At 63.8% G+C, this 19,817-nt stretch carries 16 protein-coding genes and 1 tRNA gene; 13 read left to right on the plus strand and 4 right to left on the minus strand.

The window, feature by feature from the left end:
• Nucleotides 1–36: 36 nt before the first annotated feature.
• The gene (locus U0S50_RS15845) at nt 37–693 is read right to left on the minus strand and encodes an energy transducer TonB (protein WP_416195003.1); all 657 of its coding nucleotides are present in this window, start codon (nt 691–693) and stop codon (nt 37–39) included.
• A gap of 278 nt (nt 694–971) precedes the next feature.
• On the opposite strand from U0S50_RS15845, the gene U0S50_RS15850 reads away from it, so the two are divergent.
• From U0S50_RS15850 to U0S50_RS15860, 3 genes are all read left to right on the plus strand, one after another.
• Entirely contained in the window at nt 972–1,862 is an 891-nt protein-coding gene (locus U0S50_RS15850; RefSeq protein ID WP_322309646.1) for a hypothetical protein, read from the plus strand.
• A gap of 114 nt (nt 1,863–1,976) precedes the next feature.
• On the plus strand, nt 1,977–3,308 hold the full coding sequence (locus U0S50_RS15855; protein ID WP_322309647.1) for a homoserine dehydrogenase: 1,332 nt from the start codon (nt 1,977–1,979) through the stop codon (nt 3,306–3,308).
• Nucleotides 3,309–3,505: 197 nt separating this feature from the next.
• A complete protein-coding gene (locus U0S50_RS15860; RefSeq protein WP_322309648.1) occupies nt 3,506–4,222 on the plus strand; it encodes a hypothetical protein in 717 nt (238 codons plus the stop codon).
• 11 nt (nt 4,223–4,233) lie between these two features.
• On the opposite strand, the gene U0S50_RS15865 is transcribed toward U0S50_RS15860, so the two are convergent.
• Entirely contained in the window at nt 4,234–4,611 is a 378-nt protein-coding gene (locus U0S50_RS15865) for a hypothetical protein (protein WP_322309649.1), read from the minus strand.
• A gap of 135 nt (nt 4,612–4,746) precedes the next feature.
• Between U0S50_RS15865 and glpX the strand changes: the two genes are divergently transcribed.
• From glpX to U0S50_RS15880, 3 genes are all read left to right on the plus strand, one after another.
• On the plus strand, nt 4,747–5,718 hold the full coding sequence (glpX, locus tag U0S50_RS15870; protein WP_322309663.1) for a class II fructose-bisphosphatase: 972 nt from the start codon (nt 4,747–4,749) through the stop codon (nt 5,716–5,718).
• Between the two features lie 140 nt (nt 5,719–5,858).
• Nucleotides 5,859–7,295 carry a tyrosinase family protein gene (locus tag U0S50_RS15875; RefSeq protein ID WP_322309650.1) on the plus strand — a complete coding sequence of 479 codons (1,437 nt, stop codon included), beginning with the start codon at nt 5,859–5,861 and terminating at the stop codon, nt 7,293–7,295.
• A 92-nt stretch (nt 7,296–7,387) separates the two neighbouring features.
• Entirely contained in the window at nt 7,388–7,711 is a 324-nt protein-coding gene (locus U0S50_RS15880; protein ID WP_322309651.1) for a hypothetical protein, read from the plus strand.
• Nucleotides 7,712–7,717: 6 nt separating this feature from the next.
• Here the strand turns inward: U0S50_RS15880 and U0S50_RS15885 are convergent, their stop codons facing one another.
• Complete coding sequence (locus U0S50_RS15885; protein WP_322309652.1) at nt 7,718–8,203, minus strand: flavodoxin family protein; 486 nt, start codon at nt 8,201–8,203, stop codon at nt 7,718–7,720.
• Nucleotides 8,204–8,304: 101 nt separating this feature from the next.
• Here U0S50_RS15885 and U0S50_RS15890 point away from each other — a divergent pair, with 101 nt between their 5' ends.
• The 7 genes from U0S50_RS15890 to U0S50_RS15920 all read left to right on the plus strand — a co-directional run bounded on the left by U0S50_RS15890 (nt 8,305) and on the right by U0S50_RS15920 (nt 18,218).
• The gene (locus U0S50_RS15890) at nt 8,305–10,266 is read left to right on the plus strand and encodes an alkyl/aryl-sulfatase (protein ID WP_322309653.1); all 1,962 of its coding nucleotides are present in this window, start codon (nt 8,305–8,307) and stop codon (nt 10,264–10,266) included.
• A 25-nt stretch (nt 10,267–10,291) separates the two neighbouring features.
• Nucleotides 10,292–10,822, plus strand: coding sequence for a PH domain-containing protein (locus U0S50_RS15895; protein WP_322309654.1), 531 nt, complete (start codon nt 10,292–10,294; stop codon nt 10,820–10,822).
• Nucleotides 10,819–12,336: a PH domain-containing protein gene (locus tag U0S50_RS15900; RefSeq protein WP_322309655.1), complete on the plus strand. Its 1,518-nt coding sequence runs from the start codon at nt 10,819–10,821 to the stop codon at nt 12,334–12,336. Before U0S50_RS15895 ends, U0S50_RS15900 begins: the two co-directional genes overlap by 4 nt.
• Nucleotides 12,333–14,102 carry a single-stranded-DNA-specific exonuclease RecJ gene (recJ, locus tag U0S50_RS15905; RefSeq protein ID WP_322309656.1) on the plus strand — a complete coding sequence of 590 codons (1,770 nt, stop codon included), beginning with the start codon at nt 12,333–12,335 and terminating at the stop codon, nt 14,100–14,102. Before U0S50_RS15900 ends, recJ begins: the two co-directional genes overlap by 4 nt.
• A 92-nt stretch (nt 14,103–14,194) precedes the next feature.
• A tRNA-Glu gene (locus tag U0S50_RS15910) sits at nt 14,195–14,270 on the plus strand.
• An 88-nt stretch (nt 14,271–14,358) separates the two neighbouring features.
• The gene (locus U0S50_RS15915) at nt 14,359–16,173 is read left to right on the plus strand and encodes a site-specific integrase (RefSeq protein WP_003047150.1); all 1,815 of its coding nucleotides are present in this window, start codon (nt 14,359–14,361) and stop codon (nt 16,171–16,173) included.
• 572 nt (nt 16,174–16,745) lie between these two features.
• Nucleotides 16,746–18,218, plus strand: coding sequence for a heme peroxidase family protein (locus tag U0S50_RS15920; protein ID WP_322309657.1), 1,473 nt, complete (start codon nt 16,746–16,748; stop codon nt 18,216–18,218).
• A gap of 384 nt (nt 18,219–18,602) precedes the next feature.
• On the opposite strand, the gene U0S50_RS15925 is transcribed toward U0S50_RS15920, so the two are convergent.
• Nucleotides 18,603–19,640 carry an IS110 family transposase gene (locus U0S50_RS15925; protein WP_322309658.1) on the minus strand — a complete coding sequence of 346 codons (1,038 nt, stop codon included), beginning with the start codon at nt 19,638–19,640 and terminating at the stop codon, nt 18,603–18,605.
• Nucleotides 19,641–19,817: the final 177 nt, after the last annotated feature.

The raw sequence follows: 19,817 nt of genomic DNA on the forward strand, positions 1-19,817 counted from the left end.
CAAAAAATTCGGATCATTCAAACCGGGGCCCGCGCCTTAGCGCGGGATCTCCCAGCGGATCCGGTTGCTGTAGGTTCCGCCCGTGGGGTTGCCCGCACGGTCCTTGCCTGGATTGAAGCGGGCGCGGCGCGTGATGAGTTTGCAGGTTTCCGCATCAAGGTCGCCATGACCGCTCGACGAGGTGATGTCGCACGAGGTGACACGCCCATCGGCACCATAGGTCACCCGGAAACCGGTCGTCCCTTCGCGCTCTTCGCGCATGGCGCGCGCCGGATAGTCGTCATTCGTGGCCCAGCGGCCCGGATTACCCTTGGGCGTACCGGACTGGCTGAGGTCCGGCGTCGGCGGCGGAGCCGGCGGCGCAGGCGGAATGAAGACGGGCGGCGGCGGGCTCGGCGGCGCCTTCGGCACCGACTGAACCGTATTCGTCGTAACCGGCGGCGGGATCGGTGACGGCGGGGTCACGACCGGCGGCGGGGGCGGCAGCACATTGTCGGGCGGCGGGGGCGGCGGCGGCTCTTCCGGCGGCGGCGGCTCCTCTACGTCCACAACATCCAATTTTTCCGCGATCTTCTTGACGATGCTGATATTCAGACCGTTCACCAGGCCATAGCCCAGCACAGCTGTCAAAACACCGACCAAGACGATCGCAATGACCCTATTTTTAGGGTCTGTCGTATCACCATAAGCCATTCAGGGACGACGCTCCTTGCTAGATCATCCTGACACCAATTCCGTTCCGACGGGCTCGATTGCAGAATGCCCGGATAATTTCCGATGCGCTGAGCAGACCCGACGGTGCAGCAGCCGGCCATATCTGTTTTCGCCGGACGCTTCGTCGCCCGTCCTATCGCGGTGGCGACAAGTTCGCAAACCCTTTATCAGCGGTTAATGTGGAGTCTCTCATGATGGAACTTCGCCCGCCCTCACCGGTACCCGACAGTGTCAATCAATCGACGGAAAGAGCAATAATGATGCGCGCGCGCTCCCTCCCCGCCCTGGCCCTCCTCGCCTTGACGATGGCCGAAATCCCTTATGTTTCAGCCATGCAAGCGCCTCCGGTGGCGCCTGCTGCGCCCAGCCCCTACAGTTATGCGGACCTTGCAGATTTGGCCGCCGCCGCGCCGATTGTGGTTCATGCGCGCGTGCGCAGCAGCGCCATATTGAAACCCGAGAAGGCACCGGGGCTCGCCGCAGGACATGCGCGATTCTATGTCGAGGCCGACGTTGCCAGCCTGATTCGCGGCAGCGGCCCCCTCGCCGCGCGCATCAACTATCTGGTCGACCTGCCCCTCGGCGCGAACGGCCGCGCACCCAAGTTGAAACGCAAGCAACCCGTCCTGATCTTCGCTCGCCCCGTCGCGGGCAGCGCCGCTGGATCGAACGATACCGGCAGCGTTCGACTGGTTGCCCCCGACGCCCAGCTCCCCTGGGACGCCGCGACCGATGCTCAATTGCGCGCCATATTGACCGAGCTGGTCAAGCCCGGCGCACCACCGGCCATTACCGGCATCGCCAACGGCTTTCATGTACCGGGTACCTTGCCGGGCGAAGGCGAAACGCAATTGTTCCTTGACACGCGGACGGGCGAACCGGTGTCGCTGACCATATTGACGGCGGCAGACGGCTCGCGTCGATGGGCAGCCGCCTTTGGCGAGATCGTCGATGAAACCGCTGCAGCGCCAGCCCGCGGCACGCTTGCATGGTATCGGCTCGCATGCGGCCTCCCTCGCACACTACCGCTCAGCAAGCTCGCCGGCACTCCGCCCGAAGACCGGCGCAAGGCCGCGTCGGATTACGCGGTCGTCCTGGGCGCCCTCGGCGAATGCACGCGCGCACGCACGCCGCCGCCGCCGGGCTGAATAGGTTCGCACCACAGCACACCGGGCTTGTTTCCGGGCAAAAAGCCGATAGGGCGCTGACAGCGGCGGGGAGGCTCCTCCCCGCCTTGTTGCGTCTTATATCGGAGTTGCCGCATGTCGCCCCACCCCGCACCCAATGCCCCTCGCCCTCCGCTACGCGTGGCACTGGCCGGAATCGGAGTCGTTGGCGGCGGCGTTGTCCGTCTGCTCGAAGCCAATCGCGACCTGATCGCCCGGCGGGCCGGGCGGGCGATCGAGATTGTCGCCCTGTCGGCACGCGACCGGCACAAGGATCGCGGCGTCGATCTCAGCGCCTATCGCTGGGAAGATGATATGGGTGCGCTGGTTGCGGCTGACGACGTCGACGTCGTGGTCGAAATGATCGGCGGAGCCGATGGCCCGGCGCTCACGCTGGCGCGCCAGACCCTCGGCGCCGGCAAGGCGCTCGTCACCGCGAACAAGGCGATGATCGCTCACCACGGCCTCGACCTCGCCCGGCTGGCCGAGACGAAGGACACGCCACTGAAATATGAGGCCGCGGTCGCTGGCGGCATCCCGGTCATCAAGGCGATCCGCGAAGGAGCCTCGGCCAACCAGATCGCGCGCGTCTATGGCATCCTCAACGGCACGTGCAATTACATATTGACGCGGATGGAACGCGACGGGGCAAGCTTTGCCGACGCCCTCACCGCCGCCCAGGCCGAAGGCTATGCCGAGGCCGATCCGACCTTCGATGTCGATGGTATCGACGCCGCGCACAAATTGTCGATCCTTGCCGCGCTTTGCTTCGGAACGCAGCTGGACATCGACGCCGTGACCGCCGACGGCATACGGGGCCTGATCGCCGCCGACATTCGCGAAGCCGAAGCGCTCGGCCATCGCGTCCGCCTGATCGGGATGGCCGAGCGCGACGACGATGCCAGGGGCGGCGGGTTGTACCAGCATGTCCAGCCGTGCCTCGTCCCCGCCGACCACCCGCTTGCCTATGTTCCCGGCGCGCTGAACGCGGTCGTCGCCGAAGGCAATTTCGTCGGCCGCCTGTTCTTCGAAGGCGCGGGCGCAGGGGCCGGACCGACGGCATCGGCGATCGTTGCCGACATCATCGATATCGCCCGCGACGAATATGGCCCCGCCTTTGCCATGCCCGTCGACGCACTCGACCACGCGCCGGCAGCCGATGCCGGAGCCCGCGTCGGCAAGCATTATGTACGCCTGATCGTGGAGGACCGCATCGGGGTCCTCGCCGAAATCGCGACCGCGATGCGCGACGCCGGCGTATCGATCGAAAGCTTTATTCAGCGCGGCGACGGCGAAGAAGATGGCGTCGTCATCGTGCTGGTCACGCACGAGGGCCCGGCCAGCGCGATTCATCAGGCGCTGGAAACGCTGTCGGCGTCCGCGCATGTCGTCGGAACGCCGATGCACATGCCGATTCTGGCGCTCTGACACGAAGCCAAACCCCAGCGGGTCAGGCCGCTTGCAATCGCCGACGCCCCTGATACCCCGTCAACAGGGGCAATCGGGGGGATAGCGGCAATGGACGTTCGCATCGAACAGGCGCTGGCAGAGGCACGGCTGTTGGGGCGCGAACATTGGCGCCCATTGCTTGCATATGCCGGGATTGGCGTGCTGTTGCCTTTCTGATGCTCGCGAGCGAGCCGATCTTCAGCCTGCGCACGGTCATGGCGATCATATCGGCCCCCTGGACCTACCGCGTCAGTGGATCCATCGTCGGGCCGCTTTATCTGCTCGCCATAGCCATCGCCATCTTCGGCGGCATGATGCTGGCGGCGTGGAATGCCCTGCTCGCCGAGATGCGCGAAGGCTATCTGTCCGAAATGATGACCGGGATGGTCGCAGGATTGGGCTTCTTGCTCGTAACAGCCATCACCAATCTGGCCGTCGGTTTTGGTATCGCCTCGATCGTTGCGCTCACAATCGGAATGACGGAATGGGCCCAACAGCCGCTGATTGTGCAATATGGCACACGGCTCGTCGGCTGGACGATCACAAGCTGGCTCGCCGCGCGATTCTGTCTCGCGGGGCCTATCATGGGCGCACAAGGCAAAATCGAGCCGCTGTCGGCCTTCGTCGAATCATGGCGCCGTACGCGGCTGGCGCAGGGCCGCATATTTGCCTTGTACCTCGCATTCAACATGGCAACGGCGGCGATGACGTTCGCGCTGATCATGGCGCACGGCTACCTGATCATCAACGGCACCCCCGGCAGCCTAGCGGAAACGGCGATGAGCCTTGTGTGGCTACTGCTATGGGGCGCCTATTTCATCGCCATCATACTGATCCCCGCCGGCCTCTATCGCGCCGCAGCCCCGCGCCCCGGTGCCGAGGTTTTTGCTTAGACAGCGCGTGCCTAGGGTTGCGGATCGGGCGGCGGCGCTCCTTTATCAGGGTCGGTGCGTTCTTTCGCGAGTTCATAAAGAGCGTTATATTCCGGGCCAGGCGGGTAACCGCCACCGATCGACATCCAATTGTGCGGCAACCTGTCCCACACCATCATCTGCGCCTCCGCGCGCGGGAGCCTGGGCGGAGCCTCTCGCCCCACCCCAGCAATCGCCCGCAATTCGGGGGACAGGCGATGCAATTCGGTGTCGGTTCCGCACACGGTGATCGTGCCGTCATCGGCAGGCTTGCATCGCTTGATGGGGTCGACCAGTTCCTTCGTCTTCGCGATCGCCCGCTCGGCATCTGGCGCCGGCGGCCCCTGTACCTGCGCGGTTGCGGCTGTCATCGTCGTGACATGCACGGCAGCCAACAGCGCCAAGATGCAGGCGAAGTATCCTCGACAATTCGTGCAGGCGACCATATGGCGCGCATCATGCCCGGAGCGGGCGACAAGGCAAGACATAATGACGGAGATGATCGGATGACGGACAGCGGCAGCAACCTCGACCGGGTGCTCGTACTCGAAATGGTGCGCGTTACCGAAGCCGCAGCGATCGCTGCGGCGAAGCTGATCGGGCGCGGCGACGAAAAGGCCGCCGATGCCGCCGCGGTCGAGGCGATGCGCACCGCCTTCAACACCCTTTATATGGATGGCACGATCGTCATCGGCGAAGGCGAACGCGACGAGGCACCGATGCTCTATATCGGCGAAAAGGTCGGCAACGCCCCCGGCAAGGGGCCGAAGATCGACATCGCGGTCGATCCGCTCGAAGGCACCACCATCACCGCAAAAGCGGGGCCCAACGCGCTCGCAGTGCTCGCGATCGCCGAGGAAGGCTGCCTGCTCAACGCACCTGACGTCTATATGGACAAGCTCGCGGTGGGCGCCGGATATTCGCCGAACGTCGTCAATTTCGACAATAGCGTGCGCGAGAATGTCGAAGCGGTCGCGCGCGAAAAAGGCTGCGCACCGGAAGACATCATCGTCTGCGTTCTCGACCGGCCGCGGCACGAGGCGATCATCGCCGAACTGCGCGCCATCGGCTGCGGCGTCGCGCTCATTCCCGATGGTGATGTCGCCGGCGTGATTGCGACCACCAACCCCGAAACCAACATTGACATCTATATGGGCTCGGGCGGCGCCCCCGAAGGCGTGCTCGCCGCGGCTGCGCTGCGCTGCGTCGGCGGCCAGTTCAAGGGCCGCCTCCTGTTCCGCAACGACGATGAACGCCTCCGCGCCAAGAAATGGGGCATCGAGGATCTCGACCGTGTCTATGACCTCGAAGATTTGGCCAAGGGCGATGTCATTTTCGCCGCCACGGGCGTAACCGATGGCTCGCTGCTGCGCGGCGTGAAGCGCCGCCGTGACGGCGTGATGACGACCGAAACCGTTGTGATGCGCGCCTCGTCGGGAACCGTTCGCTGGGTGAAGGGCGAACATCGCACGGGCTGAGCGCGCGCATATCCGCAGCATTTATACATGGCCATTATTATGCTATGTCGGGGCAGGCGGCGTAGAAGGCGCCGCCCCTACACGCAGATGAGTGGATAAATAGTCCAGAGTCGCACCACTCCCGAACAATTGGGAGAGTGATGATGGTTAATTTCGATCGTCGATCGATGATGCTTGGCGGATCATCGGTCCTGCTATTGGCTGCGCTTGGCGGCTGCGAAAAACTGAAAGAAAAAATCGCCAATCGGCCGGTACGCCGCGACGTGGCGAATCTCGCCGCCAACGACCCGATACTGGAGGCCTATCGCGACGCGATTGGCCAGATGCAGGCCCTGGCCGCAAGCGATCCGCGCAACTGGATCCAACAGGCCAATATCCACCTGAACTTCTGCCCCCATGGCAATTGGTTCTTCCTGCCCTGGCACCGGGGCTATCTGCTCGCACTCGAAACGATCGTCCGCAAGCTGACCGGCGAGAACGGCTGGGCCATGCCCTATTGGAACTGGACCTGCCAACGATCGATCCCTGCCCCGTTCTGGGCGGCAGGAAGCGTGTTGAACTATAGCCCGCGCAGCGCAACATCGTCGAGCATGGCCAATGCGTCGATCGTCGGCGAAGCCAATATCGCGTCGATCATGGCACAAACCGATTTCGAACTGTTCGCAAGTGGTGCAGCAACCGCGCTACGCGGTGGCGGCGGGTTCCAGGGGGTGCTCGAACAGGGGCCGCACAACTATATCCATGGTTTCATCGGCGGGACCATGGGAACCTATAATTCGCCCCGCGACCCGATCTTCTGGCTGCACCATTGCAATATCGATCGCATCTGGTTCGATTGGAACAGCGCCGGTAACGCCAACAGCAACGATCCCGTTTACAGCAATTTCCAGCTAAGCGGCATGTTCGTCGATGGCGACAAAAACCCGCTGGCCTATCAAGTCGGCGCGCTGATTCTCGCGCCGTTGATCAGCTATCGATACGACGCGCCAGCCGGCTGCGCGCCCAAGATCAAACGGCTCGACGATGCCGCACTGAAGAGTTTGCTGGAAAAGGGTTCTTCTGCCCGGTTCCGAACAGTCGAAAGCCTGCCGCCAGTCGCCACCAATGTCCGGCTGACCGAGGCGGCAGCCATGCGCCAACGCTTTTCGGTGGCGCCCGACACGCTGAAGGCCGCAACGGAGAAAGCAATGGAAACGCGGCTCGTCCTGCGGCTGGACGATGTGAAGCCCGACAGCATGACCGAGAATTTCTTCGTCCGTGTCTATCTGAACCTGCCGATGGGGGCCACGCCATCGCCCAACCTTCCCAACTATGCGGGCGCCTTCGCGTTCTTCGTCGACGAAGGGCATAATCACGGACCGCTGAACTATATCGTCGACCTGTCGGAGACGGTTGAGCGTCTTCGCAATAGCGGGGCGGGAGAGGCAGCGGACGTCAGCTTCGAACTCGTCCCCGTGCGCGACGATGATGCGGCAAAAATGGCGGCATCGCGCTCGGTCCTTTCGGTCGGCGCCGTTGTTCCGCAGTTGGTCGCCCGCACGCCGGAGGTCGCGGCAAGACCCAACGGCCAGCCATGAAGCAAAGTCGCCTTTCTGGCTGGGCAATGATGCTGGCGGCGATGGCCGGGTGCAGCCCCGCCACGCCCCGGCATGACAAAGGGAATGCGTCGGTGAACATTGGCGTCGGGGGCAAATCGGTGCGACTGGAATTGCCGCCTGGCAGCGGCCACGAAGTCGTCGCCGACGTTCGCCCCGCCGACGCCCCGTCCGAACAGGGTGTGACGCTGCTCTTCTATGCGGGAAACAGCGATGCTCCGATCGCAACGCCAACACTGTATCCCCCCGACAAGCCTGCCGCCTTCCTGATCCGCGTGCCTCCCGGCACGCGCTGGCTCCGTGTCGAAGCGAAACCGCTAACGGACGGCAAGACCTCTCAGACCGTCGACCACGGCAACGCGCCCGTACTCGGCATAGCTCTGCGCACGCCAGAATAGGAAGAATCAGAACATCCCTGTTGCCAACGCTTCCGAAAGAGCGGCCCCCATGTCGCGCGCTTCGTTCAGGCGGTCGGCGGGAATGACTTTCGGCGCCAGTATTTCCTCCGCCGTCTGCGCCGCGGTATTGACGATTACCGGGTCGAGCACACGCCGCAGCCGCCAGCCGGCGGCGATGCGGTCGAGCTGGCGCTGGGCGCCTTCGCCGTCCGATCCCGCGCAGATGATCGTCGCATAGGCGCGCCCCTCGATCCGGCCGAGGCAGGGGTAATAGCAGCGGTCGAACATCTCCTTCATCGCCCCCGACAGCGCCGCAAGATTTTCCGGGCCGACGAACAAATAGCCTGCGGCTGCGATCAGATCATCGGGCGCCACATCGTCCGCCGCGACAAGCCGCCCCACGGCGCCCGCGCCCGCCGCCGCCGCGTCGGCGAGCGCCCGGCTGCCACCGGTGCGGCTGTGCCAAATGATAAGCAATTTACAATCTGCCATCGGCTTTTCCCTTAAGCTTGCGCCGTCGGCGGGCATCGCCGGACCGCTTGCCAAGCCCGAAGCAGCGACGCAAGCTTGGAACAACAAGGGGGAGAGAGGCCATGAAGCGTGCGTTGACACTGATTCCGCTGCTCTTGTGGACGGGCGCCGCCACCGCGCAGGACGCGGCGAGCGAGGCGACCCGCGCCGCGCAAGTCGAACTGGCGAAGCGGCTGGCGCTCGACGATCGGGCGGATTTCGACAATGCAACGCGCGGCAAGATCGCCGAGATCGCCGACGGCGTGATCCTCGCCAAGGACGGGCGGACCGTCTGGGACCGTCGCCCCTATGATTTTCTGAACCGCGCCGAAGCGCCCGACACCGTCAACCCGTCGCTGTGGCGGCAGGCGCGGCTCAACGCGGTCCATGGCCTGTTCGAAGTGGTGCCCGGCAAGATCTGGCAGCTGCGCGGCTATGATATTTCAGTGATGACGATCATCCGCGGCCAGACCGGCTGGATCATCGTCGATCCGCTACTCAGCGAAGAGGCCGCTGCGGCAAGCTGGGCCCTGTTCGCGCGTACCGTCGAGGCAAAGACCGGCAAGCGACCGATCAAGGCGATTCTCTTCTCGCACAGCCACAGCGACCATTTCGGCGGCGTCGGCGGTATCGTCACCGCCGAGCAGGTGAAGGCGGAGGCAATTCGGATCATCGCCCCGCACGGATTTTCCGAAGAGGCAACCTCCGAGAATATTCTCGCAGGCAATGCGATGAGCCGGCGCGCGCTGTACATGTTCGGGGCGATCCTGCCGCCGGGCCCGAGGGGCCAGGTCGATACAGGGCTGGGACCGAAACTGTCGTCGGGCACCATCGGCTATATGGAGCCGACCGAGGTGGTTCCCGCGACCGGAGGGACGCTCTCCATCGACGGCCTTGCCTTCGAATTTCTGGACGCCGGCGGCACCGAGGCGCCCGCCGAATTTCTGTTCTACATCCCCGCTTACAAGGCGCTGCACACGACCGAAGTGGTCACTCACAATCTGCACAATGTCCTCACCCTGCGCGGGGCGCAGGTACGCGACGCGCTGCGCTGGTCAAAGGTGATCGATGCCGCGCTGCTGAAATGGGGCGGCGAGGCCGAGGTAGCGCTCGCCTCGCACCATTGGCCGACCTGGGATCAACCGGCCGTGGCGGCGTGGTTGACAGACCAGCGCGATGCCTATCGCTATGTCCACGACCGCACGCTGTTTCTCGCCAATCGCGGCGCGACGCTGCACGAACTCGCTGACCAGACCGCCGAGGCGCCGGTGCAGGGGCGCGATTTTTCGACCCGCGGCTATTACGGCACGCTCAACCATAATATGAAGGCGATCTATCAGCGTTATTTTGGCTGGTGGGACGGCAATCCCGCCAATTTCAACCCGCTGCCGCCCGAAGATAGCGCCGCCAAATATGTCGCGCTGGCGGGCGGCGCCGACAAGCTGCTCGCCGCGGGCCGGGCGGCGAATGCGGCGGGCGACTATCGCTGGGCGGCCGAGCTGCTGAACAAGTTGGTCTTTGCCCAGCCCGCCAATGCCGAGGCGCGCGCCGCGCTCGCCTCGACCTATGACCAGCTGGGATATCAGGCCGAATCGGGCGCATGGCGCAACTATTATCTCGCCGCCGCCGCCACGCTGCGCGGTACCGAGAGCGACGTGGTGACGGGCAATGGCCAGAGCCGCAGCTTTGTCAGCGCCATTCCCACCGCGGTTTTCTTTGACGCGCTCGCGACGCGCTTTGACGCCGCCAAAGGGGCGAGTCTTGCCGGAACCTTCCAGTTCATCCTGCCCGACAGCCGCGAAGCGGTGGCGGTGGTCGTCAGCGGCGGCGTGGAATTTCCACGCTATGGCGTCACCGCCGCGGCGCCGACCGCGACGATCACCATCGACCGCGCGACACTCGACGATGTGATGCTGCGCCGGAGCGATTTTGCGGCGCTGATGCGCTCGGGCAAGATTCGCATCGACGGCGACGGCGCAGCGTTCCTATCGTGGTTCGCGCTGCACCCCGCCGCCGATCCGCGATTCAATATTGTTGTCCCCTAAGGGCAAGAGCGACTATCGGAAGGGGATGACCGAAAGCGCCGCTGTTCACCCCGTCGATCCCTTTGACCCACAAGCGATCAACGCCACCGAGGGGCTCGAACCGGTCGATCCCGCTTTTGCGAAGGTGCTGCGCGTCACCGCGCTGTTCAACATGGTGCCGCTGGCGATCGGCGCCAGCGTGTTTGACCGGCTGCTGATCCCCACCATCGGCGGCCCCTGCGGCGTGGTTACAACGCTGGCGTGGATTGCCGCTGCCACGGCCGTGCTCGCCTTTCCGTCGCGGCGGGCGCAGCGCTGGGGCTTCAAAATCGGCGAGGGGCAATTGCGCGTCGCACGCGGCTGGCTGTTCCGGACCGACACCATCGTTCCCTTTGTCCGTGTCCAGCATATCGATGTCGGCCAGGGGCCTGTGGAGCGCTGGTTCGGCCTGTCGCACCTGATCGTCCACACGTCAGGTACGCACAACAGCACCGTCACCCTGCCCGGCCTGCCCGCCGATCTCGCCGCGGCGATGCGGGAAACGATCCGCCGTCATATCCAGACCGACTTTGCATGACCGAAGTCGCGACCGCCCCTCCCGACGCTGTCACCGCGCCAGACTGGCAGCGGCTGCATCCCGCGACCCTGCTCGTCGCCATCCTGAAACTTGGCCCACGCTCGCTCAATTTTCTGCCGGCCATTGCGGCGCTCGGCTTCACCAACAATTGGGCCTATATCGTCCCCGCCTTCCTCCTCTTTCTCCTCATTTCACTGCTGGCAGCCTGGTTCCAATGGCTGCGCTTTCGCTTCACGGTCGGCACCGACACGGTGGTGATCGAAAGCGGCGTCTTCGCTCGCCAGCACCGCACCATCCCCTTTGACCGCATTCAGGACGTCAGCATCGAACAGGGGCTTGTCGCGCGCGCACTGGGGATCGCCAAAGTCGGCTTCGAAACCGGCGCCAGTGCCGCCGACGATGATGCGCAGCTCGACGCCATCGGCCTTGATGCCGCCCAGGAACTCCGCACAACGATCCGCGCCCATCGCAGCGAGGCCATGGCCGCCACGGCCACCGTGCGCGGCGACGCCAGCACAGTGCCGGACGAGGACCGATTGCTCTTTGCCATGGGGCCGCGCCGGTTGATTGTCGCCGGGCTATTCAACTTCTCGCTTGCAGCGCTGGCCGTCGTCGGAGCGGCAACCCAGCTTCTGGATAATTTTCTGCCTTTCCGGTTCAACATCTTCAATCCCGCCGACTGGTTCGACCTTGCCGAACAATATCAGCTGGATAATTGGGTTCTGGCGCATCGCTGGATCGCAGGGATTGGGACAGCAATCTCGCTCCTCGTCATCGGCTTTGCCTCCGGCGTTGCGATGATGATGTTCACCAACTGGAATTTCCGGCTGGCCCGCGAGCCCCGGGCGCTGCGCCGGACGCGCGGACTGACGACGCGCACCGATGTCGCCCTGCCAATCCGCCGGATCCAGGCCGCGATCCTCGTCACCGGCTGGTTCCGCAAGCGCTTCGGCTGGCATGAATTGCGCCTGCAAAGCCTGGCGAGCGACGGCGGCAAAGAGGCTGATCACCAGATCGTTCCCTTTGCCCGCTTCGACGCGATCGATCTCATTTTGGATGAGCTCGGGATCGCTCGCCCGCCTGCTGACCAAATTTGGCAATACAGCAGCCCCATTGTCGCCCTGTCCGGCCTCGCGGTGGCGGCGGCGGTCGCGGCTGGCGGCGGCATCGCCATAACGCTTGGCGAGGCACCTGGGTGGATCGCGATCACGGTGGCGGCACTGATTGCGGGCTTTTCGCTGTGCGGGGTACGCTTCCACCAATGGGCCGACCTCGGCGACATGGTCGCGATCCGCCGCGGTTTCTGGAAACCCAGGACGACCCTGCTCCCCCATGCATCTATCCAGAGCATCGACCTCAAGACCGATTTCATCCTGCGCCCCATGGGCCTGGCGACACTGGTCTTCGGCGTACCGGGCGGAAGCGCGCTCGCCTCGCACGACATTCCCGCCATTCCGCACGCAGCGGCAAAGGCATTGCGGACGCGCATTCTGGCGACCGAGGAACGACGATGACCGACACGGCGCTTGGCGTCACCCATTCCATCATCGGCCAGTCATGGCGCTGGCGGCGTCTCAGCGCCGACACCGGCGCCGAGAATCTGGTTCCCGACGATCTCGTCACCCAATTGCTTCTTGCGCGGGGGGTCACACGCGACGATCTCGACCGCCAACGCACACCGACGCTGCGCGGCTTCATGCCCGACCCGTCCATCTTTCAGGGCATGGACGCCGCTTCGGCGCGGCTCGCCGACGCTGTCGAGGCCAAGGAAGCGATCACCATCTTTGGCGATTATGACGTCGATGGCGCGACGTCGGCGGCGCTGCTCGTGCGCCTCCTCGGCGCGCTCGATGTCCCGGTCGGCGCCTATATCCCTGATCGGCTCATGGAAGGCTATGGCCCGTCGGGCGCAGCGCTGGTACGGATCGGCGAAGCGGGGTCTCGGCTGATCATCACCGTCGATTGCGGCGCACAGGCCTTTGACGCGATCGCCGAAGCCAAGGCCGCGGGAGTTGAGGTGATCGTCGTAGACCATCATCAATGCGCAACGCGGCTTCCCGACGCTTTCGCCGTGGTCAATCCCAACCGTCTCGACGAGGCCCCCGACGCGGCGCTTCACGGCAATCTTGCCGCGGTTGGCGTCGCCTTCCTCCTCGGCGCCGCGCTGCTGCGGACCTTGCGCGCCCGCGGTTTTTTCAGCGGCCGCAGCGAACCAGCGCTGCTTGACCTACTCGACCTTGTTGCCCTCGGCACCGTTGCTGACGTCGCTCGTCTCACCGGTTTCAACCGCGCGCTCGTGACCCAGGGGCTGAAGATCATGGCGCGGCGCGGCAATACCGGCCTGTCCGCGTTGATGGACGCGGCACGGCTGGCCAAGCCCCCCAGCGCGAGCGACATGGGGTTCGCGCTGGGCCCGCGGATCAACGCCGGTGGGCGGGTCGGAAAATCCGACCTGGGCGTACGCCTGCTCACCACCACCGATCCGCAGGAGGCCGCCGACATTGCGATGGAGCTCAACCGCCTGAACGAGGAGCGCCGCGCGATCGAAGCGGCGGTGCTCGACGAAGCGATCACCGCAAGCGCGGCAACCGCCAACGCACCGGTCGCCATCGTTTCCGGGGTCGGCTGGCATCCCGGCGTCATCGGCATCGTCGCCGGACGACTCAAGGAAAGGCTGCACCGCCCGGCGATCGTTATCGCGATCGACGAGGCGGGAGTCGGCAAGGGGTCGGGCCGCTCGATCAGCGGCGTCGATCTCGGCGCCGCTATCCTCGCCGCAAAGGAGTGCGGGCTGCTCACGGCGGGAGGCGGCCATGCGATGGCGGCCGGGCTGACGGTCGAGGCGGGCAAGATCGACGCGCTCGGCGCCTTTCTGAACGAGCGACTGGCCGCCGATGTCGAACGCGCCAGCGGCGACAAAGCGCTGCTGATCGATGCGGTGCTCGCGCCGCGCGGGATCAGCCCGCTGTGGTGCGAGGCCATCGAGAGCGCGGGCCCCTATGGCGCCGGCTGGCCGGCTCCGCGCGTGGCAACCGGCCCGGTCCGCATCGTCGAATCGGGGATTGTCGGCACCGACCATGTCCGGTTGATCGTTGCGGGGGACGATGGCGCGCGGTTCAAGGCAATCGCCTTTCGCAGCGCCGAAACCGACCTTGGCCAGGCGCTGCTCCACGCGCGCGGCAATCGCAAGCTGTGGCTCGCGGGGCGCGCCAAACGCGACGATTGGGGCAGCCGCCCGGCTGCCGAACTCCATCTGGAGGACGCGGCCTGGGCGGACTGATTGCGTACCGCCGCAATATTTTTTCGCCGACCGCTTCACGAGCGCTTGACCGCATCCCCATGCCCGTCTAATGCGCCGCTTCACCGGTTGACGGCCCCTTCGTCTAGCGGTCTAGGACGTCGCCCTTTCACGGCGAAAACACGGGTTCGAGTCCCGTAGGGGTCACCAAATCGCCGGAAAGGCGCAGAAGTCTCGGTTTTCTGTTCGTTAGTGACTCGGTGGGTACACCAAATGAGTACACAAAGGACGAACGATCATGAATCCGAAGGGACTCTGGCGCGATCCACGCAGCGGCATTTTTTATCTTCGCCGCCGTATCCCGCTGCCGTTGCAAAGCGCCTTCGCTTGCGGCCAACTTTACAAGGTAAGCCTCGGCACCGCCGATCAGCGCCATGCCGAACGCAAGCTGGCGATTGCCAATGGTGAATATGAGCAGAAGTGCGAACAATTTCGCGACGCGCTCGCAAACGACGCTCCAAGATCCTTCACTTCCGACGAGGCGCGTGTCTTGGTTGACCGCCTCCTCACCGCCAGGTCCACTACCGGGTTTGCGAGCGGCGGTATGGATGTCGCCTTCTTGCTCAAGGAGCTCGACGACGCCGTCGCGGACCAATCGGGAGACCATCGGGCCACCGCACAAGACATGAGTCCAACCGAATGGATCGCTTATCGCAAGAGGTTGGCGGGAAGCGACGCCGACGATGAGTTTTCTCCCGAAACACTCGCTCGGATCGAGGCTCACCATGCTTCGGTCCATCGCGACCTTGGCGATCTGTGGTTCAGTTTTCAGAAACGGGTACCGCACCGCCGTTGGCGCCCCCTGCTCAGCTTCGCCGTCGCGAAAATAAAGCGTGAACTAAAACTACCCGAGGAGGCGAATCGCGGGATCGACGAACCGCTCGCCGATGCACTGGCCGATGCGCTGGGTTCGCCGCAAGTCCGCGAACAAGTTCCCGTACTCCCCTCGGCCCGGCGCCGCGCAAATTCGAGCCGGCTCCAACCGGACATGAAGCTCGACGCCCTCGAGGCGAAGTGGATCGCGGCGCGCAAGCCGACGCCGAAGGCGCAGGCCGCGACGAAAACGGCCGTACGCTATTTCAAAAGCTATATCGGCGATGTCGGCATCGGCGAAATCACGCCCAACGATCTGTTCGAATTTCGTGACGCGATAGCGGTGCTGCCAAAAAGTATGCCGCGAGTGCATCGCATGATGGAGTTTGTCGACATTCATGCGCTCTATGCGGACAGATCGGGCGTAGACCGCATATCCCCGCAATCGATCAAAAAATATCTCGGCGCGGTCCAAGCCCTCCTCGGGTTCGCTTTCCAGGAGCGCTTCATCCCTGCGAACACCGGCGCCGGTATCAAAGTCGAAGGATACACAAAAAAGAGCACGCGGCGCCCATTTACCAAGGACGAACTCGCTCAGCTATTTGCGGCCAAGCTGTTCACTGCGGCTTGGTCTCACCCTCTGAGCAAGTCAAAGGTCTCCGATTCGACGCTGCGCTGGTTGTTCCTGCTCGGGCTTTGCACGGGCGCTCGAATTGAGGAACTTGGTCAGATATTGCTCGCGGACATCAAGTCCGAGCAAGGGATCCCTTATATCGACGTCACGGACTACGTCATGGACGAGATTGACGAGCGCAAACGGGTGAAGACCGACGGTTCTATTCGCGTGATACCGCTCCATCCCAAACTGATAGCGCTCGGATTTCTCGACTACGTCCAACGGATGCGGTCAAGCGGAGCAGTACGGCTTTTTCCTGACCTCGAGGCCGATTCACTGGGCGTAAAGACCAAGGAGGCGAGCCGCCGCGCCAACCGCCTGATCGACAATGCCGTCGGCGACGACCCCCGCCTCGTGTTTTATAGTTTCCGACACAGCTTCAAGGATCTCTGCCGCGACGCCAACATTCCCAAGGACGTGCACGACCAGCTTATGGGGCATTCGCCCGCAGATGTTGGCGGAGGCTACGGTTTGGGACGGGCGATCGGCAATCTTGCAGCCCATCTAAAGCGAGTTCGGTTCCTTTTCATCGATTGGGATCCGATTAATGTTGCTGCCAAATAAGCGAACCGCTGCCCGGCTGCTATTCGGCCTGAGCTGGCCGGCAGCAGAAAGGCCGCTTGCGATTAGCGTGGGTGGGAAAGCAGCCGTTCATGGTTAAAGAGAAACGATACGACATTTTTACTCGCGTGAGATTTTTGCTGCTGCCCTAAAGATGCCGAGGGCCCCACAATGCCAAAAAACTACCGCATCGAGCTGGGTGGTCCGCAGCTTGATGCGGTGGTCGGCATAGAAGCGGGCGCAATTACCCTCTTCCGGCGGCCGTCTATGCCGCCACAATCCCACGCATCATCGAATCTCCTTAGAACGCGGCGCTATTGGTGCCCTCGTCCCTAACCCCGCCTTTACCTGCCAAGTTGTGCACACCGCGCGACGAACGCGCCAGTCTATGGCGCTTTGATGCTATCGGGCCGCGCGGCCAGAGCCTAGCGTCTTCGTCAGGGTTTGCCAAAAAGATCATGCTGCATGGTGCCGTCCCGCCGCCAAGTCGCGCGGGCTTAGTGCACTGGCGCGCCTGCCAAAGTCCCAACCGCTCATACTGCCCGCAGGACCTTTCTGTGGGGGAAGGAGAAGTCATGCCCACGCATCACGGACTCAAAAATTTCACCGGCCTCCATTATTTGTGCACTCACAGCGTCAACCGCAGTGACCGGTTCGGCCGCATGTTCCCCCACGCCCCGCCGCTCTATATCGACCCGCGCGACCTCGCCGCGATCGCCGACAAAGACGGCCCGATGAAATCGACCGGCCCCGCGAAAAAGACCACGAGTGTCCCCGTCGGGCATATATTTTTCGGCCAGTTCGTGGACCATGACATCACCCTCGACCTTACCAGCAGCTTTGCGCGGCTCGATGCGGCCGAATCGACGGTCAATTTCCGAACACCGACCCTCGACCTCGACAATATCTATGCCGACGGCCCCGACGGTTCGCCTTATCTCTATCACAATGTCGCCGCGGGCGGAGCGGGCAGCGAGTTCAACGGCATCAAGATCCTGGTCGGCGCCGACGCCCCCGGAGCCACCGCGCTCCAGCAACAGGACCTCGCGCGCTCGGCTCACGGCCGCGCGATAATCGGCGATCCGCGCAACGACGAAAACCGCATCATCTCGCAGTTACAGCTCGGCTTTATCCGCTTCCACAATCGCGTCGCCGACACCCTTCATTCCAAGGGGCTGACCGGACGCAACCTGTTCGACGAATGCCGCCGCATCGTCACCTGGCATTATCACTGGGTGGTGGTGAACGATTTTCTCCGCGCGATGGTCGGCGCGCCGCTGATCGTCGACATCCTCGCCAATGGGCGCAAGATCTACCGGCCCGACGATTGCCCGTTCGGCGCCGACGCAGGTCCCGATCCGTTTATCCCGGTCGAATTCGCCGTCGCCGGCTTCCGCTTCGGCCACTCGATGATCCCTCAGCGTATCCAGATTCAGGCGGGCAAGCCGGCGCTCGAAGTGTTCGGCGCCACTCTCGGTTTCGGCTTTCAGCCGCTCGGTGATCTCAAGGGGGTGGTCGAATGGCCGCAAGTGCTCGATCTCAGCAACGCGACCGTCGATCGCGCCGACAAGCTCGATACAAAGCTTGCGGCCAATCTGCTTGACCTGCCGTTCGTCGGCGCCGGCGACGTCAAATCGCTGGCGCTGCGCAATCTGCTGCGCGGCCAGGCCTTCCGCCTGCCATCGGGCGAGCATATCGCCGAGGCGTGCGAGCGACCGGCGAACGAGATCGCCAAGGTGACGAACAAGGCTCAGACGCTCGCTGGCGCCGCAACGCCGGCGGCGACGCTGGCCGGCGGCACCCCGCTATGGCTCTATATCCTGGTCGAGGCAGCGGAAATCGGCCGCGAAACGAGTTCCGGCAATTTCGACAAGGGCGAGGGGCTCGGTCCGGTCGGCGGTCGCATCGTCGCCGAAACCCTGATAGGACTGCTCGAACTCGACGACCGTGCCTATCTCGGCAGCAACCGCGCTTGGTCCCCCGCCCTCTCCGCCGACAAACTCGGCCCGAACGGTGTGTTCACCCTGCTCGACCTCTTGACCTTCTGACCCAGGACTCCCCCTCCGCGCCTCCAAATCGGGGCGCGGAATGCGGACAGGCACAGGATCCGCAGAACGAGCTAAAAGGAAATGCGCGGGACGGATGCGACTGGCCGATTGCGACTGTCCTCTGTGGATGGCTCCCGCGTTGCAAGCATAAATTGATGATCGGCGTTTTGGTCGGTTGCAGTCGTCTGTCCGGCCTGTTGATGCAGTCGGTAGGGACTGCTGGCCCTGATGGAGTCCGCGAACCGGGTCCCGATCGGCTTTTCAGGCTATGACGCCTTTGACAGTCCATGGGTTGTCCCGGCTCCCGGTCTGACCGGTATCGCCATCACATCGCATCGCGCTTACAACATCGTAAAGCTGATCTCCTCAGCCAAGCTCCTTCTATTATCCTTCCAACATCGGGCCATGATGGCGCTGATAAACTTGCCCGCGCGTCATGAGCGCCCAAGCGATCCGGGCCATCTTGTTCGCCATGGCGACCGTCGCGACCCTCACGGGCTTGCGGGCCAACAGGGCGACGAGCCGCGGATCTGCCGTGTCAGGCTTGTATTTCGCGCGGCGGACCAATGAGGTCGCGCCTATGACCAGCAGCCGGCGCAGATATTTGTCCCCCATCTTGCTGATCCGCCCTAGCCGTTCCTTCCCGCCGCTCGACTTTTGCAGCGGCGTGAGCCCGAGCCAGGCGGCGAACTGCCGGCCAGAACGGAACTGGTGAGGATCGCTGACCGACGCAGCCAAATCCGTTGCGCCGACCGGGCCGATACCAGGGATCGTCGAGAGACGCTGCGCGACCTCATCGCTACGCTGGAGTGCTGCCAGCCGAAGTTCGATCGCGTGAAGTCGCGCATGGATGTCGAGCGCTTGCTGCGAGAGCATCGCTACGATCATTGCTGCGTCGTCCGGCACCTCCGGCGTGCGCTCGCTGTCGACGATCTGCCGTGCCATGATCAGCGCGCGATCCCGCCCTTCCGGAATGACGATCCCAAATTCGGCGAGCAGACTTCGGATCATGTTTATCAGCTGCGTTCGCTGACCGACGAGCAGGCTGCGGCTTCGATGCAGCGCCAGTGTCGCCTGCTGCTCACGCGACTTCACCGCAACGAAGCGCATCGTCGGCCGCGTGACCGCTTCACAGATTGCTTCCGCATCGACAGCATCGTTCTTCCCGCGCTTCACGTAAGGCTTGACGTAAGCAGGCGGCATGAGCCGCACCTCGTGCCCCGGAGCGGTCAGCTCGCGCGCCCAATGATGCGACGTGCCGCAGGCCTCGATGCCAACAAGGCACGGCCCCGCCTTCGTAAAGAAGGGCAGAAGCTGAGCACGGCGAAGCGTCTTTTGCACTACGACATCGCCCGCTGCATCAACTGCGTGAACCTGAAAAACATTCTTGGCCAGATCGAGGCCGATCGTGGTAATCTCCATGGCGGATGGCTCCTCTGCTCGGGTTTGCATGACAGCAACCCATCTTGGCACCTAGGGTCAGGACCCATTGATTTGCGGTGACGGCTGTGATTCAGGCTTGGGGTGAGGAGCCTGAATGATGAGTGATTTGTATTGGCTGACGGACGAGCAGATGGCGCGTCTTCAGCCGTATTTTCC

It is taken from the genome of Sphingopyxis sp., assembly GCF_034380315.1.
Lineage (GTDB): Bacteria > Pseudomonadota > Alphaproteobacteria > Sphingomonadales > Sphingomonadaceae > Sphingopyxis.